Annotated in this window: 16 protein-coding genes; 3 read left to right on the top strand and 13 right to left on the bottom strand. The window is 59.0% G+C overall.

The genetic code is table 11. From position 1 onward, the window contains the following. Nucleotides 1-13 precede the first annotated feature (13 nt). The 3 genes from recX to AC54XV_RS07615 all read right to left on the bottom strand — a co-directional run bounded on the left by recX (nt 14) and on the right by AC54XV_RS07615 (nt 2,145). Nucleotides 14-481 (bottom strand): recombination regulator RecX, encoded by a 468-nt coding sequence (recX, locus tag AC54XV_RS07625; RefSeq protein ID WP_004406202.1) that lies wholly within the window; start codon nt 479-481, stop codon nt 14-16. A 5-nt stretch (nt 482-486) separates the two neighbouring features. After that, nucleotides 487-1,551: a recombinase RecA gene (recA, locus tag AC54XV_RS07620; RefSeq protein WP_002554688.1), complete on the bottom strand. Its 1,065-nt coding sequence runs from the start codon at nt 1,549-1,551 to the stop codon at nt 487-489. 93 nt (nt 1,552-1,644) lie between these two features. Then, complete coding sequence (locus AC54XV_RS07615) at nt 1,645-2,145, bottom strand: CinA family protein (RefSeq protein ID WP_080433809.1); 501 nt, start codon at nt 2,143-2,145, stop codon at nt 1,645-1,647. 486 nt (nt 2,146-2,631) lie between these two features. Between AC54XV_RS07615 and mutS the strand changes: the two genes are divergently transcribed. Both mutS and fdxA read left to right on the top strand, forming a co-directional pair. Continuing rightward, on the top strand, nt 2,632-5,199 hold the full coding sequence (gene mutS / locus AC54XV_RS07610) for a DNA mismatch repair protein MutS (RefSeq protein ID WP_177410916.1): 2,568 nt from the start codon (nt 2,632-2,634) through the stop codon (nt 5,197-5,199). A 259-nt stretch (nt 5,200-5,458) separates the two neighbouring features. Continuing rightward, complete coding sequence (fdxA, locus tag AC54XV_RS07605; protein WP_003314327.1) at nt 5,459-5,782, top strand: ferredoxin FdxA; 324 nt, start codon at nt 5,459-5,461, stop codon at nt 5,780-5,782. A 541-nt stretch (nt 5,783-6,323) separates the two neighbouring features. Here fdxA and rpoS read toward each other — a convergent pair. The 8 genes from rpoS to AC54XV_RS07565 all read right to left on the bottom strand — a co-directional run bounded on the left by rpoS (nt 6,324) and on the right by AC54XV_RS07565 (nt 13,560). Further along, nucleotides 6,324-7,331, bottom strand: a complete 1,008-nt coding sequence (gene rpoS, locus AC54XV_RS07600) for an RNA polymerase sigma factor RpoS (protein ID WP_003314325.1) — start codon at nt 7,329-7,331, stop codon at nt 6,324-6,326. Between the two features lie 103 nt (nt 7,332-7,434). Continuing rightward, the gene (locus AC54XV_RS07595) at nt 7,435-8,301 is read right to left on the bottom strand and encodes a peptidoglycan DD-metalloendopeptidase family protein (protein WP_004406211.1); all 867 of its coding nucleotides are present in this window, start codon (nt 8,299-8,301) and stop codon (nt 7,435-7,437) included. A 208-nt stretch (nt 8,302-8,509) separates the two neighbouring features. Next, nucleotides 8,510-9,145: a protein-L-isoaspartate(D-aspartate) O-methyltransferase gene (locus AC54XV_RS07590; protein ID WP_004406213.1), complete on the bottom strand. Its 636-nt coding sequence runs from the start codon at nt 9,143-9,145 to the stop codon at nt 8,510-8,512. A gap of 41 nt (nt 9,146-9,186) precedes the next feature. Then, nucleotides 9,187-9,936 (bottom strand): 5'/3'-nucleotidase SurE, encoded by a 750-nt coding sequence (surE, locus tag AC54XV_RS07585; protein WP_004406214.1) that lies wholly within the window; start codon nt 9,934-9,936, stop codon nt 9,187-9,189. Further along, entirely contained in the window at nt 9,924-10,982 is a 1,059-nt protein-coding gene (truD, locus tag AC54XV_RS07580) for a tRNA pseudouridine(13) synthase TruD (protein ID WP_057458496.1), read from the bottom strand. The genes surE and truD overlap by 13 nt, the downstream gene beginning before the upstream one ends. Further along, nucleotides 10,979-11,452, bottom strand: a complete 474-nt coding sequence (gene ispF / locus AC54XV_RS07575) for a 2-C-methyl-D-erythritol 2,4-cyclodiphosphate synthase (RefSeq protein WP_240850774.1) — start codon at nt 11,450-11,452, stop codon at nt 10,979-10,981. Before ispF ends, truD begins: the two co-directional genes overlap by 4 nt. A 53-nt stretch (nt 11,453-11,505) precedes the next feature. Continuing rightward, nucleotides 11,506-12,351 (bottom strand): S-formylglutathione hydrolase, encoded by an 846-nt coding sequence (gene fghA, locus AC54XV_RS07570; protein ID WP_003364809.1) that lies wholly within the window; start codon nt 12,349-12,351, stop codon nt 11,506-11,508. Nucleotides 12,352-12,447: 96 nt separating this feature from the next. Further along, nucleotides 12,448-13,560: an S-(hydroxymethyl)glutathione dehydrogenase/class III alcohol dehydrogenase gene (locus AC54XV_RS07565; protein WP_003314319.1), complete on the bottom strand. Its 1,113-nt coding sequence runs from the start codon at nt 13,558-13,560 to the stop codon at nt 12,448-12,450. A gap of 104 nt (nt 13,561-13,664) precedes the next feature. Between AC54XV_RS07565 and AC54XV_RS07560 the strand changes: the two genes are divergently transcribed. Then, nucleotides 13,665-14,561 carry a LysR family transcriptional regulator gene (locus AC54XV_RS07560; protein WP_004406220.1) on the top strand — a complete coding sequence of 299 codons (897 nt, stop codon included), beginning with the start codon at nt 13,665-13,667 and terminating at the stop codon, nt 14,559-14,561. 7 nt (nt 14,562-14,568) lie between these two features. Here the strand turns inward: AC54XV_RS07560 and ispD are convergent, their stop codons facing one another. Further along, nucleotides 14,569-15,279, bottom strand: a complete 711-nt coding sequence (ispD, locus tag AC54XV_RS07555; RefSeq protein ID WP_004406223.1) for a 2-C-methyl-D-erythritol 4-phosphate cytidylyltransferase — start codon at nt 15,277-15,279, stop codon at nt 14,569-14,571. Nucleotides 15,280-15,292: 13 nt separating this feature from the next. Then, a complete protein-coding gene (gene ftsB, locus AC54XV_RS07550) occupies nt 15,293-15,571 on the bottom strand; it encodes a cell division protein FtsB (protein WP_003314315.1) in 279 nt (92 codons plus the stop codon). Nucleotides 15,572-15,714 lie beyond the last annotated feature (143 nt).

The following is a 15,714-nucleotide window of genomic DNA, read 5'->3' as shown; positions in this document are numbered from 1 at the left end:
ACGCCCCGATATATCAGTCATCTCCGCCACGGCCGCTTAACAAGCGGCCGATCATTTCCAGCGGATAGCCTCGATAACTCAAAAAACGCCCCTGTTTGGCTCGCTCGCGCGCATCGACAGGCAGAGCACCGGCAAACTTGCGCTGCCAAAGCTCGTAAAGCTTCTCCTGCCAATCAATACCGCAGTCCCTGAGCGCCTGCTCAATGTCGGCACGTTGCAAGCCACGCTGACCAAGCTCTTCGCGAATACGAACAGGACCGTAGCCCGAACGTGCCCGGTAAGACACGAAGCTTTCAAGGTAGCGGGATTCAGAGAGCAGACCTTCCTCGACCAGGCGATCAAGGGCGGCATCGATAAGCTCGGGGGGAGCGCCGCGCTGACGCAGTTTACGCGTCAGCTCGACTCGACCGTGCTCGCGACGTGCGAGCAGGTCCATTGCAGTGCGCCTGACGGCGACAGGTGTATCGAGTACGGCAGGCATGGCTATCAGATATCGACATCTGCTTCAGACATATCATCGGCAGCCACTGCTTCACGGGAGCCGACAGCCTTGGTGTCGACGCCAGGGGTCAGCAATTTGTCGCGGATCTGCTTCTCGAGCGCTTTGCAGATTTCCGGGTTATCTGCCAGGAACTTGGCCGAGTTGGCCTTGCCCTGACCAATCTTGCTGCCCTGGTAGCTGTACCAGGCACCGGACTTCTCGACAAAACCATGCAGAACGGCCAGATCGACGATTTCACCGTTCAGGTAGATACCCTTGCCGTAAAGAATCTGGAACTCGGCCTGACGGAACGGCGGAGCCACCTTGTTCTTCACAACCTTGACGCGGGTTTCGCTGCCGACAACCTCATCGCCTTCCTTGACCGCGCCCGTACGACGGATGTCCAGGCGTACCGAAGCGTAAAACTTCAGCGCGTTACCACCGGTGGTGGTTTCCGGGCTGCCGAACATCACGCCGATCTTCATGCGGATCTGGTTGATGAAGATCACCAGGCAGTTGGCGTTCTTGATGTTGCCGGTGATCTTGCGCAGCGCCTGCGACATCAGACGCGCCTGCAGACCCACGTGCATGTCACCCATTTCGCCTTCGATCTCTGCCTTCGGCACCAGCGCAGCAACGGAGTCGACCACGATCACGTCGATGGCATTGGAGCGCACCAGCATGTCGGTGATTTCCAGCGCCTGCTCACCAGTGTCCGGCTGCGAAACCAGCAGGTCGTCGACATTGACGCCCAGTTTGCCTGCGTACTCCGGATCCAGCGCGTGTTCGGCGTCGACAAAGGCACAGGTAGCGCCCATTTTCTGGGCCTGGGCGATGACCGACAGCGTCAGTGTGGTTTTACCGGAAGACTCAGGACCGTAGATTTCCACGATCCGGCCTTTTGGCAGCCCGCCAATACCGAGAGCGATATCCAGACCCAGCGAACCGGTGGAGATGGCAGGAATTGCCTGGCGATCGTGATCGCCCATGCGCATCACGGCGCCTTTACCGAACTGACGCTCGATCTGACCCAAGGCCGCAGCCAAGGCTTTCTTCTTGTTGTCGTCCATTGAAGTCCTCACGTAATCAAATTCAATTAGGGCCTTGATGGCCACAACACCTGTATAAGTAGACAGTATTATTCCACAGCAGTGAGCGCGCGCCTACCCCTGTTTTGGCATTTCTCCGCGCGCAAGCTGTATCAGCCCGTGCAGCGCGGCTTCGACCGTCTGTCGACGAACCTGATCACGGTCGCCATCGAACCGGTAACGGCGGCTGACCAACGCATCATCCTTGCCCCAGCACAGCCACACAGTACCGACCGGTTTGTCCGGCGAACCGCCGCCGGGGCCTGCGACACCGCTGACCGCGACGGCGAATCGTGCACCGCTTTCACGCTGTGCGCCTCGCACCATGGCTTCGACGACCGGCTGGCTGACCGCCCCGACCTCTTCGAAGAATACCTCGGGCACCCCTAACTGACGGGTCTTCTGGGCGTTCGAATAGGTCACGTAACCGGCTTCGAACCACGCCGAGCTGCCGGCAATGCGCGTGATCGCTTCGGCGATTCCGCCCCCCGTACAGGATTCGGCAGTGGTCACTTGCGCGTTCATTGCGTCGAGAAGCCTGCCAAGCGTATCGGCAAGCCCGGTTATCTCACTCACGGTGTAATCGTTCATGCTGGAAAGCCTGTAAAGGTGAATCCTGGAGCCGCGCACCTGCCGCGCAACGGTACTGAGCATGCTGCTTTACTTGTCATTTTTCCTGCGCCCGGGCTTTTTGACCGTTTCCACCGTGGTTTCTCTCGGCCTTTTTCTGGCTTCTTCCAAAGGGATGAAGCGCCCGCTGACAGAGTCCCTTGCTCGTCTGTTCTTCATATAAAAATCCTTTTTTATAAGTTACCGCCCGGAGATCGAGTGGCAGCGATGAAAGTCTATACGGCAAATCGAGCTGCATGGCTGTCTGGAAACGCCCGGTCACCAATACGCGGGCGCCACGCTGTCACTGCACCACCCGGTCGAGCGTGATAACCTTGCCGCCATCGCACATACCCGGCAGACGCCCCTTGATTCAGACAAGGGCTACCCGTCGCGTCTCAAGGTTGCCTCACTCCTCTCAAGAACTTGCCTAAGCCACTGATGAATAAAGCAATTTCCGACCTCTCCGCACACACTCCGATGATGCAGCAGTACTGGAAACTCAAAAACCAGCACCTGGATCAGCTGATGTTTTATCGCATGGGCGATTTCTACGAGATCTTCTACGAAGACGCGAAGAAAGCCGCCAAGCTACTGGACATAACGCTGACCGCACGCGGCCAGTCGGCAGGTCAGAGCATTCCCATGTGCGGGATTCCCTACCACGCAGCCGAGGGTTATCTGGCCAAGCTGGTGAAACTGGGCGAATCGGTGGTGATCTGCGAGCAAATCGGCGACCCGGCGACCAGCAAGGGGCCGGTGGATCGTCAGGTGGTGCGGATCATCACGCCAGGGACCATCAGCGATGAGGCCCTGCTCGACGAGCGCCGCGATAACCTGATCGCCGCCGTGCTGGGTGACGAACGCCTGTTCGGCCTGGCGGTACTGGATATCACCAGCGGCAACTTCAGTGTGCTGGAGATCAAGGGTTGGGAGAACCTGCTGGCCGAGCTCGAGCGCATCAACCCGGTCGAGCTGTTGATTCCGGATGACTGGCCACCAGGTCTGCCCGCCGAGAAACGCCGTGGTTCTCGACGTCGCGCACCCTGGGATTTCGAGCGTGACTCAGCCCACAAAAGTCTGTGTCAGCAGTTTGCAACCCAGGACCTGAAGGGTTTCGGTTGCGAAAACCTCACGCTGGCCATTGGTGCTGCCGGCTGCCTGCTCAGTTATGCCAAGGAAACCCAGCGTACCGCCCTGCCCCATTTACGCAGCCTGCGTCACGAACGTCTCGACGATACCGTGATCCTCGATGCCGCCAGCCGCCGTAACCTGGAACTGGACACCAACCTGTCCGGGGGCCGTGACAACACCCTGCAATCGGTCATGGACCGCTGCCAGACCGCAATGGGCACGCGGCTGCTGACCCGCTGGCTGAACCGGCCACTGCGCGACCTGACCATCCTTCAGGCACGGCAGACATCGATCACCTGTTTTCTGGAACGCTATCGCTTCGAAAACCTGCAGCCACAGCTCAAGGAAATCGGCGACATCGAGCGGATTCTGGCGCGTATCGGCCTGCGTAACGCGCGGCCACGTGACCTCGCCCGCCTGCGCGACGCACTGAGCGCCCTGCCCGAACTGCAACAGGCGATGACCGATCTGGACGCGCCGCATCTGCAGCAACTTGCGCAGACTGCCGGAACCTATCCCGAGCTGGCCGACCTGCTGCAGCGCGCGATCATCGACAATCCGCCAGCCGTCATCCGTGACGGCGGCGTTTTGAAGACGGGCTACGACGCTGAACTGGATGATCTGCAGTCGCTGAGCGAAAACGCCGGTCAGTTCCTGATCGACCTGGAAGCCCGCGAAAAAGCCCGTACCGGCCTCGGCAACCTGAAAGTCGGCTACAACCGCGTGCATGGCTACTTCATCGAGCTGCCAAGCAAGCAGGCCGAGCAGGCGCCGGCTGATTACATACGCCGCCAGACCCTCAAGGGCGCCGAGCGCTTTATCACGCCCGAACTCAAGGAGTTCGAAGACAAGGCGTTGTCGGCCAAGAGCCGCGCGCTGGCTCGGGAAAAGATGCTCTACGAAACACTGCTCGAAGACCTGATCGGTCATCTTGCGCCGCTTCAGGACACGGCAGCGGCTCTGGCCGAACTGGACGTGCTGAGCAACCTTGCGGAACGCGCGCTGAATCTGGACCTCAATTGCCCACGCTTTGTCGCCGAACCGTGCATGCGCATCGAGCAGGGTCGCCATCCGGTGGTGGAACAGGTTCTAAGCACGCCTTTCGTGGCCAACGACCTGGCGCTGGACGACAGCACGCGCATGCTGGTCATCACCGGCCCGAACATGGGCGGTAAATCGACCTATATGCGTCAGACGGCGCTGATCGTACTGCTGGCCCATATCGGCAGCTTCGTCCCCGCCGCCAGCTGCGAACTGTCGCTGGTCGACCGGATCTTCACGCGCATCGGCTCCAGCGACGACCTGGCGGGCGGACGTTCGACGTTCATGGTCGAAATGAGCGAAACGGCAAACATCCTGCACAACGCCACCGATAAGAGTCTGGTGCTGATGGATGAAGTCGGGCGCGGTACCAGCACCTTCGACGGCCTGTCGCTGGCCTGGGCGGCAGCCGAGTGTCTGGCGCAACTGCGTGCCTACACGCTGTTCGCCACGCACTATTTCGAACTGACGGTGTTGCCGGAAAGCGAACCGCTGGTGACCAACGTGCACCTCAATGCCACCGAGCATAACGAGCGCATCGTGTTCCTGCACCGCGTCCTGCCCGGGCCTGCGAGCCAGAGCTATGGCCTGGCCGTGGCGCAACTGGCCGGTGTGCCGGGCAAGGTCATCAGCCGCGCCAAGGAGCACTTGCAACGTCTGGAAACCACCAGCCTGCCGCACGAGCAGCCGCGCGCCAAACCCGGCAAGCCCGCTGTCCCGCAGCAGAGCGATATGTTCGCAAGTCTGCCGCACCCGGTGCTCGACGAGCTGTCGAAGGTCAAGGTCGACGATATGACCCCGCGACAGGCGCTGGATTTGCTATACACATTGCAAACTCGCCTGTGACGCGAAGCGTTACATACTGTTAGAATCCCGCGCGGTTTGGGACGCTCTCGGCTTTTAGCCTGGTCGAGGCGTTTTTCGAGCCGCGTGAAAATGCAGCGAACCGCCGGTAGGTAGCAGGGAGAGGTAGCAGACGACGCAGTCTTACTGCCTCAAGGCCACCCACCACAAGCACGTGTTTTCATAGGGCCGGGAAACCTCCCGAACCTGGCACCCCTGTCTGGAAGGGCTCTGCCGCAGCCGCCTGAGGAGAAAATTAGAAATGACCTTCGTCGTCACCGACAACTGCATCAAGTGCAAGTACACCGACTGCGTAGAAGTCTGTCCGGTGGACTGCTTTTACGAAGGCCCGAATTTCCTGGTGATTCACCCGGACGAGTGCATCGACTGCGCGCTCTGCGAGCCAGAGTGCCCTGCCGTAGCCATTTACTCTGAAGACGAGATTCCTGCCGGCATGGAAAACTTCATTGAGCTCAATGCCGAGCTTGCTGAAATCTGGCCCAATATCACCGAAAAGAAAGACGCTATGCCGGATGCGGCAGAGTGGGATGGCAAAACCGGCAAGATCGCTGATCTGGAACGCTAGATTCCATACAGACAAAAGGCCCTCAAGAGGGCCTTTTTTGTTGAAGACGATTTTCTGCAGATAAAAAAAGGGGCGGTATGACCCGCCCACATTTTTCCTTGATCCCTGTATTCCCTAGTCATCGTCCTGATGAATCGCGTCCCGCGATATCCCGGCCTTCATCCTTGATGGCCTGTGCCTGTCCGTTGGCACAGCTTCGATATTAGAGATTTAACCTTGGAGAGCAACACCCGAAACGCTCCAGAATATTTCCTGGAAGATCGCCTTTCAAAATTAGAACCTCTTCTAAAACAAAGCCTTGCAGTGGAAAAACCGGCGAGTTGGCGACAAGCCTCACTCTGCTTAACTGAATGACTTACAGCAAGCGTACGCAATGACTTACAGGCTTTGAAACTTATGAGTACAGGCACGTAGTTATCGACCAGGCAGAACAGCGTCTGCTGGCAGCACGTGCAGTAACATTGGAATGACGGAAGACATATAAAAAGGCCGATATACACACAGTGTTATATCGGCCCTGGATGGTGGCTACGGAGGGGGATTACTGGAAGAGCGACTCGCTGGACAGACCGTTTTTCTCAAGGATCTCGCGCAGACGCTTGAGTCCTTCGACCTGAATCTGCCTTACACGCTCACGCGTCAGACCAATCTCAAGCCCAACATCTTCAAGTGTGCTGCTCTCATGCCCGCGCAAGCCAAAGCGACGAATCACAACCTCGCGCTGCTTCTCGGTCAGTTCAGACAGCCATTGATCGATGCTCTGTGAAAGATCATCGTCCTGCAGCAGCTCGCAGGGGTCTGTCGGACGGTCGTCGGTCAAGGTATCGAGCAGTGTCTTGTCCGAATCCGGCCCCAGCGAAACGTCCACCGACGAAACACGCTCGTTCAGGCCCAGCATGCGCTTGACCTCGCCTACCGGTTTTTCCAGCAGGTTGGCGATCTCTTCAGGAGAGGGCTCGTGATCCAGCTTCTGGGTCAGCTCTCTGGCCGCACGCAGATAAACGTTCAGCTCCTTGACCACATGAATCGGCAGCCGGATGGTCCGCGTCTGATTCATGATCGCGCGTTCAATGGTCTGACGAATCCACCAGGTGGCGTAGGTCGAAAAACGAAAGCCGCGCTCTGGGTCGAACTTCTCAACCGCCCGGATCAACCCCAGGTTGCCCTCCTCGATCAGATCAAGCAATGAAAGCCCACGATTGACATAGCGTCTGGCAATTTTCACTACCAGCCGCAGATTGCTTTCAATCATGCGTTTGCGCCCGGCCGGATCTCCACTTTGCGACAGACGCGCAAAATGAACTTCTTCTTCCGGGGACAATAGAGGAGAAAAACCGATCTCATTGAGGTACAGCTGGGTAGCATCGAGCGCCCGCGTGTAGTCAATGTACTTGTGTTGTTTGAGCGATGTTGAATGCTTGACCTTGGTACGTCCCGAGACAGCGGCTGGCTGCTTCTCGTTTGACGCTTCCTTCAGGACAATGCCGGCTTCCATAAGGAGCACTTCATCATCGATGTCAAACTCCGGCGCTTCGTTGCCAAGAGCCATTGTTTTAGTCCTTTGGTGAGTTCGACCTCAAGCTCCAGCATCGCCTGGTTCCATGGCAACGCTTGAGCCTGTTCCTACTACGCCAGGAACAGGCTGACAACTATCAACGACGTGGCAAGAATCCTAACGGATCTACAGGTTTCCCTTGGCGGCGAATCTCAAAATGCAGTTTCACCCGGTCAGTTCCTGTTGACCCCATTTCGGCAATCGTCTGCCCTGCCTTGACCTGTTGTCCTTCCCGTACCAAAAGCCTGCGGTTATGACCGTAGGCACTGACGTAGGTATCGCTGTGTTTGATGATGATCAATTCGCCGTAGCCCCGTAATCCACTTCCGGCGTAAACAACTGAACCATCAGACGCTGCCAAAACAGGCTGTCCCAAATCACCAGCGATATCAATTCCTTTATTCAAACTGCCGTTTGAGGAAAATTTTCCTATCAAAATGCCACTCGAAGGCCAGGTCCAACCCGTCGGAGACTTGCCGGCCGGGCCTGTCCCGGTGGTCGCCGACGGAGGTATAACCACAGGTACAACCGCAACGGGTTTGGACATGACCGTGGTTTTGACGGATCCGGAACTGCCGGTACTGGTCGATGTAGAAGTCACCGGACGCCCCGCGCCGGACGTTGAAACCACGTTCGGCGTTGAAGAGGAGCGTCCGTCAAAGCGAATTGTCTGACCGGGCTTGATGGTAAACGGCTCCGGGATCTGGTTACGGGCAGCCAGCGCCTTCCAGTCCCAGCCGTAACGAAATGCAATGGAAAAAAGTGTGTCACCGCGCCTGACCACATATTGGCCGGTGGTCACCGTCGGGCGCTGGGCGACTGCATTGCCGTTGCGATCGACCACGCGAACGCCGCCTGAAGGCGAGCTGGAGCAGCCGACCAAAAGGACACTGAGAGCAATGCCAATCACCAGACGCTGATAACTTCTTGAAGACCTGAGCTGCTGAATGACTGTGAGACTCACCCGCCACTCCCTTTACTGGTGACTGAATTCAAAAAAGATGCCTATTGTGTCGTAATAGCAACGGGCAGCCAGTGATAAGCCGCTGAAAAACGCTGTTAAGTATCAATCAGCTGCGTGGAAATGATGCCATCAGGCCATTCAAGATTCCGGGCCGCGCGCTGTAGACCGATGACTGACGCCAGAATTCATTGTTTACCGCAGACAATCTTCAAGCGATGGGCCCGTTGAGCAAGGGTACGAAGCGCACAGCCCCCAGCACATGCCGGGAAAAACCGTTTTCTTCACGAATGATCAGCATCAACTGCTGAACCTCCCCAGAGCCAACAGGGATGACCAGACGGCCTCCCGGAGCCAGTTGATCGAGCAATGCCTGCGGTACATCGGTTGCCACCGCCGTGACGATGATGCCGTTATACGGCGCCAGGGCTGGCCAGCCCTCCCAGCCGTCACCCCAGCGAAAAACCACGTTGCGCAGATTGAGCTCGACCAGACGCTCCTTGGCGCGATCCTGCAGCCCCTTGATGCGCTCGACCGAAAACACTCGCTCTACCAGCTGGGCGAGCACAGCGGTCTGATAGCCGGACCCTGTACCGATCTCCATGACCTTGTCCAGCGGCCCTGCTGCCAGCAGCAGCTCGCTCATCCGCGCGACCATGTAGGGCTGGGATATCGTCTGGTTGTGGCCGATGGGCAATGCGGTGTCTTCGTAGGCGCGATGCGCCAGCGCTTCATCGACAAACAGATGCCGGGGCGTCTTGCGAATGACGTCCAGTACCCGCTGATTGGAAATGCCCTCTTCACAGAGGCGTTGAATCAGACGCTCGCGGGTACGCTGCGACGTCATTCCGATCCCTCGACGCAATAAATCATCCTGCTCGCGTGACATCAACGAAGTCCCTCCAGCCAGGTGTTCAGGCTGCTGAATCCGTCCTGACAGGTTCTATCCAGTTGCAACGGCGTGATCGATACGTAGCCTTGTACGACCGCATGAAAGTCGGTCCCGGCACCGCCGTCCTCGACATCGCCGGCAGCCGCGATCCAGTAGCCTGCACGGCCACGCGGGTCGACGACCCTGATCGGTGCTGCAGCGCGGGCACGATGCCCCAATCGGGTCAATTGAATGCCGCGGATATGCTCGAGCGGCAGGTTGGGAATATTCACGTTCAATACCGTGCGGGGTGGCAGGTCGAGTTGCTCATGGGCCTCGACCAGCAAACGCGCGTAATGCGCCGCCGTCGCCAGATTATCCGGCTGACGTGACAGAAACGAAAAGGCAAACGACGGGCGCTGCAGAAAACGCCCTTCCAGGGCTGCAGCGACCGTTCCGGAATACAGTACATCGTCGCCCAGATTGGCCCCCAGGTTGATGCCTGAAACCACCATGTCCGGTTGACGCTCCAGTAGCCCGTGAATGCCCAGATGCACGCAGTCGGTGGGCGTACCGTTGACACTGATGAAGCCATTTTCCAGGGTGTGCGGATGCAGGGGCCGGTCGAGTGTCAGAGAACTGCTGGCACCACTTTTGTCCTGATCAGGCGCAATCACCACGCAGTCGGCGTAGTCCGCCAACGCCGCATGGAGCGCGACAAGACCGGGCGCATTCACCCCGTCATCATTTGATATCAGAATACGCATGAGCTGTCCGTCTGCCCAACCGGCACCAGATCGATGAGTTCGCGTACCAAAACGGTAGCAAAGCATCCGGGCGGAAGGACGAATTCCAGTTGCAGAATGTCAGACTCGGGATAATGCCACGTCAGCCGCCCAATGGGCAGTCGCAGGATGCGACGTTCGTGCTCCATGCCCGCTCTGACCAGCCAGTCACGCAACACAGATTCGTCATCGGCAACGGTATTTTCCAGCGCTGCCGTCGCACCGCCAGCTGGCGAAGGGCCTTCACCCCACTGTGGTCCGGTGGGGTGCAGGTCAAGGATCGCCAGACGAGGATCGCTGCATTCATCCACCCCGGCCGGAAAAAAGCTGCGGCTGTCGGTGAACGCGAGCAAATCACCGACCTGAGCCTTCTGCCAGTTGCCATCGGCAACCCGGGCGGCCAACACCCGATTGAACAGGTAACTGCGCGCCGTGGACAACAGTCGCGAACGCACCGCGCGTTGCTCAGGCAGCGCCTTGCGGGCGGCGTAATCGCGTGCCTCGCCAAGATTTCCGCCCTGATAACCGAAACGCTGCGCGCCGAAATAATTGGGGATGCCCTGCCGGGCGATGGTTTCAAGACGCTGATTCAAGGCGTCCTTGTCTGCATCCAGCTGGGTCAGACGCAGTGTGAAGCCATTGGCCGCATGGGCGCCGCGCTGCAGCTTGCGTTTGTGGCGGCCGCTCTTGAGAATCTGCAGCGTGTCGTCCTGCGCCGCGGACAGGTCAGGATCGGCCTTGCCCGGCAGTTGAATGCTGAACCACTGGCGGGTCAGTGCCTGGCGATCCTTGAGCCCGGCGTAGCTGACTGTGCGCAGCTGAACGCCCGCAGCCCTGGCCAGCCGACGTGCCGCCTCTTCCGTGTTCAGACCGCGCTTCTCGACCCATAGCCACAAGTGCTCGCCATCCCCGGAAAGCGGAATGTCCAGCACTTCGTCGACCTGAAAGTCTTCGGCAGTCGCCTTGAGGACTGCACGCCCCAGTGCCTCGCCGTAAGCTCGCGGGCCCAGCAGTTCAAGTTCGTTCATGCGCGCAGCAACAACGCAACGGCATGCACCGCGATGCCTTCTTCACGCCCGGTAAAGCCAAGCTTTTCGGTCGTTGTGGCCTTGACGTTGACCTGGTCCGGCTCAACCTGAAGATCTTCAGCGATCAATGCCCGCATGGCATCGATATGCGGTGCCATTTTTGGTGCCTGAGCGACGATGGTGGCGTCGACATTACCGACCTTCCAGCCTTTGCCGTGGATCAGCGTGAGGACATGACGCAGCAGCACGCGGCTGTCGGCGCCCTTGAACTGCGGATCGGTGTCGGGAAAATGCTTGCCGATATCGCCCAGCGCTGCGGCGCCCAGAAGCGCGTCGCTCAAGGCATGCAGCAGGACATCGCCATCGGAATGGGCCAGCAGGCCGAACCCGTGTGCAATCCGCACGCCGCCCAAGGTAATGAAGTCGCCTTCAGCGAAACGGTGCACATCAAAGCCATGGCCAATACGCATAAAAAAACGCCCTGAAAAAAGTCAGGGCGTGATTCTACCTGCTTTGGCACGCGTTAGCTGTTCAAGGCTGCAGCGTGATGCCTGAGATGGTCCTCAATGAAGCTGGCGATGAAGAAATAGCTGTGGTCGTAGCCTGGCTGCATGCGCAGGGTCAGCGGATAGTCCGCAGCCTTGGCCGCCTGAACCAGCACCTCGGGTTTGAGCTGGTTGACCAGAAAATCGTCACGATCGCCCTGATCGACCAGCGTCGGCAGCTTTTCGGACGCCTGCGCAATCAGCACGCTGGCATCCCATTCGCGCCAGCGGGAACGGTCTTCGCCCAGATAACGCGAGAATGCCTTTTGCCCCCATGGGCAATCGATCGGATTACTGATCGGCGAGAACGCCGACACCGACCGATAGCGACCCGGATTACGCAATGCGCAGACCAGCGCGCCGTGACCGCCCATCGAGTGCCCGCTGATACTGCGCACCTGTGACGCCGGAAAATGCCCCTCGATCAGCGCCGGCAGCTCCTTGACCACGTAATCATGCATTTGGTAATGCCGTGCATAAGGCTGCTCGGTAGCGTTGAGGTAGAAGCCCGCGCCTTGACCGAAGTCCCAGGCGCCGTCAGGGTCATCTGCCACGTCGGCACCACGCGGACTGGTATCAGGCGCCACGATGATGATGCCCAACTCGGCCGCCAGTCGATGGGCGGCGGCTTTCTGCATGAAATTTTCATCCGTACAGGTCAGGCCGGACAGCCAGTACAACACCGGCAGCTTGCCGCCCTGCTCCGCCTGCGGTGGCAGATAGACGGCAAACACCATGTCGCAGCCCAGCACCTGGGAGTGGTGCTTGTAGCGCTTGTGCCAGCCGCCGAAACTCTTTTGACAGGAAATATTTTCCAAAGGCATGTGATGTCCTCCAGCTGCAAGCTATAAGCCGCAAGCTACAAGCAGGTAAGAGACCTTCGTGCTTGCCGCTTGGAGCTGACAGCTTGCCGCTGCTCCTTAAAAATGAATGACGGTGCGGATGCTTTTGCCTTCATGCATCAGGTCGAACGCCTTGTTGATGTCCTCCAGGCCCATGGTGTGGGTGATGAACGTATCCAGCGGGATTTCTCCGGTCTGCGCCATGTCCACATAGCTCGGCAATTCGGTACGGCCACGCACGCCGCCAAATGCCGAACCGCGCCAGACGCGCCCGGTCACCAGTTGGAACGGACGGGTAGCGATTTCCTGACCGGCACCGGCCACGCCGATGATGACCGACTCGCCCCAGCCCTTGTGGCAGGATTCCAGCGCTGCACGCATCAGTTGCACATTACCGATGCACTCAAACGAGAAGTCGACGCCGCCATCGGTCATGTCGACGATGACTTCCTGGATCGGACGGTCGAAATCCTTCGGATTGACGCAATCAGTCGCGCCCAGCTGTTTGGCGATCTCGAACTTGGCCGGGTTGATGTCGATGGCGATGATTCGAGCCGCCTTGGCTTTGACCGCACCGATCAATGCCGAGAGGCCAATACCGCCCAGACCGAAGATGGCCACGGTATCACCAGGCTTGACCTTGGCGGTGTTGAGCACCGCACCGATACCGGTGGTGACGCCACATCCCAGCAGGCAGACTTTTTCCAGCGGTGCCTGCTTGTCGATTTTGGCCACCGAGATTTCCGGCAGTACGGTGTATTCGGAGAAGGTCGAGGTGCCCATGTAGTGGAAAATCGGCTCGCCCTTGTAGGAAAAGCGCGTGGTGCCATCCGGCATCAGGCCTTTACCCTGCGTGGCACGAATCGCCTGGCACAGGTTGGTCTTGCCCGAGCGGCAGAACTTGCACTGACGGCATTCCGGGGTGTACAGCGGAATCACGTGGTCGCCGACCACCACCGAGGTCACGCCCTCACCCACCGCTTCGACAATCGCACCACCTTCGTGGCCGAGGATCGACGGAAAAATCCCTTCAGGGTCAGCCCCGGACAATGTGTAGGCATCGGTGTGGCAAACGCCGGAGGCCACTACTCTGAGCAGCACTTCTCCCGCCTTGGGCATGGCCACATCGACTTCAACGATCTCCAATGGCTTTTTGGCTTCAAAAGCGACAGCAGCGCGCGACTTGATCATCAATCTTCTCCGACGGGTAAAAACAAGGATTGCAGTGTAGTACAGTGCCAATTGACGAGTAATGCGGCTAAAAGCAAAACATTAATGCTGTACAGGGATAATCGATGTACACCAATCGCTGGGAAGGTCTGGATGAGTTCGTTGCTGTTGCGGAATGCGGGCAGTTCACGGCGGCGGCTCAGCGGCTCGGGGTCTCCTCGTCGCACGTCAGCCGTCAGATCGTGCGTCTTGAAGAACGCCTGCAGACCCGTCTGCTCTACCGCAGTACACGCAAGGTCGCACTCACCGAAGCCGGGCAGACCTTTCTGCATCACTGCCAGCGCCTGCAGGACGGCCGTGAAGAAGCACTGCGCGCCGTGGGCGATCTGGCCAGCGAACCGAAGGGGTTGTTGCGCATGACCTGCGCCGTGGCGTACGGGGAGCGCTTCATCACGCCGCTGGTCACGCGTTTCATGGATGTGTACCCACACCTGCGGGTCGATATCGAGCTGAGCAACGACACGCTGGATCTGGTTCATGAAGGCATGGACCTGGCGATTCGTCTGGGTCGGCTGCAGGATTCGCGTCTGGTCGCAACCCGCCTCGCGCCACGGCAGATGTACCTGTGCGCTTCGCCGTCCTACATCCAGCGTTACGGCCGGCCGCACAGCCTTTCAGAACTGAATCGCCACAATTGCCTGATCGGTGGCAGCGACACCTGGCAGCTTCAGCAGAACGGGCGTGAATTCTCCCAGCGCGTGCAAGGCAACTGGCGCTGTAACAGCGGCCAGGCCGTGCTGGATGCCGCGCTGCACGGGGTCGGCTTATGCCAGTTGCCGGATTACTACGTGCAGAAACACCTCAACGACGGCACGCTGGTGTCGTTGCTGGAGGCACATCAACCGCCCAACACCGCCGTGTGGGCGCTGTATCCGCAGCAAAGGCACCTGTCACCCAAGGTGCGCAAGCTGGTGGATTATCTTAAGGAAGGGTTGGCGATGCGGGATGAATATCGCCAATAGCGAAAACCTAGCGCCCGAACTCGCTGCGGCGCTGACGTAGCCATTCCAGGTCCTCGGGGCGAGTGACCTTGATGTTATCCGAGCGCCCCTCGATCAGGCGGGGCGACTGCCCTGCCCACTCGATGGCCGATGCCTCATCGGTGATGCTGACGTTGGAGACCAGGCTGTCCGCCAGGGCGCGATGCAGGGCCCCAAGACGAAACATCTGCGGCGTGAACGCTTGCCAGACCAGGCTGCGATCCACAGTCTCAAGCACGCGACCGCTGCTGTCGGCACGCTTGAGCGTATCGCGGGCCGGCACGGCCAGCAGGCCGCCGACAGGATCATCGGCCAGCTCGCCGAGCAGATTATCCAGATCACTGCGCGCCAGATTCGGACGCGCAGCGTCATGAACCAGCACCCAGTCATTGTCACTGGCGCCCTGCGCATGCAGGTGCAGAAGCGCGTTGAGCACCGAGCCTGAGCGCTCGCTGCCGCCGTCCACGCGCTGGATGCGAGTGTCATGCGCGCAGGGCAATGCCGCCCAGTAAGGGTCGTCCACAGCCAGACTGATCACCAACCCCTTGAGACGGGGGTGATCGAGAAAACAAAGCAGGCTGTGTTCCAGAATTGTCAGGCCGCCCAGTGACAGGTATTGCTTGGGACGGTCGGCTGCCATGCGAGCACCAATGCCCGCTGCAGGTATCACCGCCCAGAAGGCAGGAAGAAAGTCTTTCATCGCACCAACTTGATTATTGCGCGAGCTGGTAAAGGGTTTCGCCGTCCTTGACCATGCCCAATTCATGTCGGGCACGCTCTTCGACGGTTTCCAGACCTTTTTTCAATTCCATGACCTCGGCATCAAGCACGCGGTTGCGCTCCAGCAGCACCTGATTTTCAGCGTGCTGGTCGGCAATCTGCTGAGTCAGGCTGGCCACTTGCGCGAGGCTTCCGTTACCGACCCAAAGGCGGTACTGCAAGCCAGCCAGCAACAGGAGCAGGACGAGGAACAACCAGTTAGGACTGCGCATTGAAATATCAGGTACCCAGTAAAAAAGACAGCAGAGCCAACGTGAACAACAAACGACTGAGGGCATTGAGCCTGACATAAGCCAGGCTCAATCACTCCAGATTACCGCGGAGCGTCAGCATCGGAGCTGCACAGGCGAGTCAG

The organism is Pseudomonas fragariae (ex Marin et al. 2024) (genome assembly GCF_059621105.1).
This window is presented reverse-complemented; position numbering and strand designations above follow the sequence as displayed.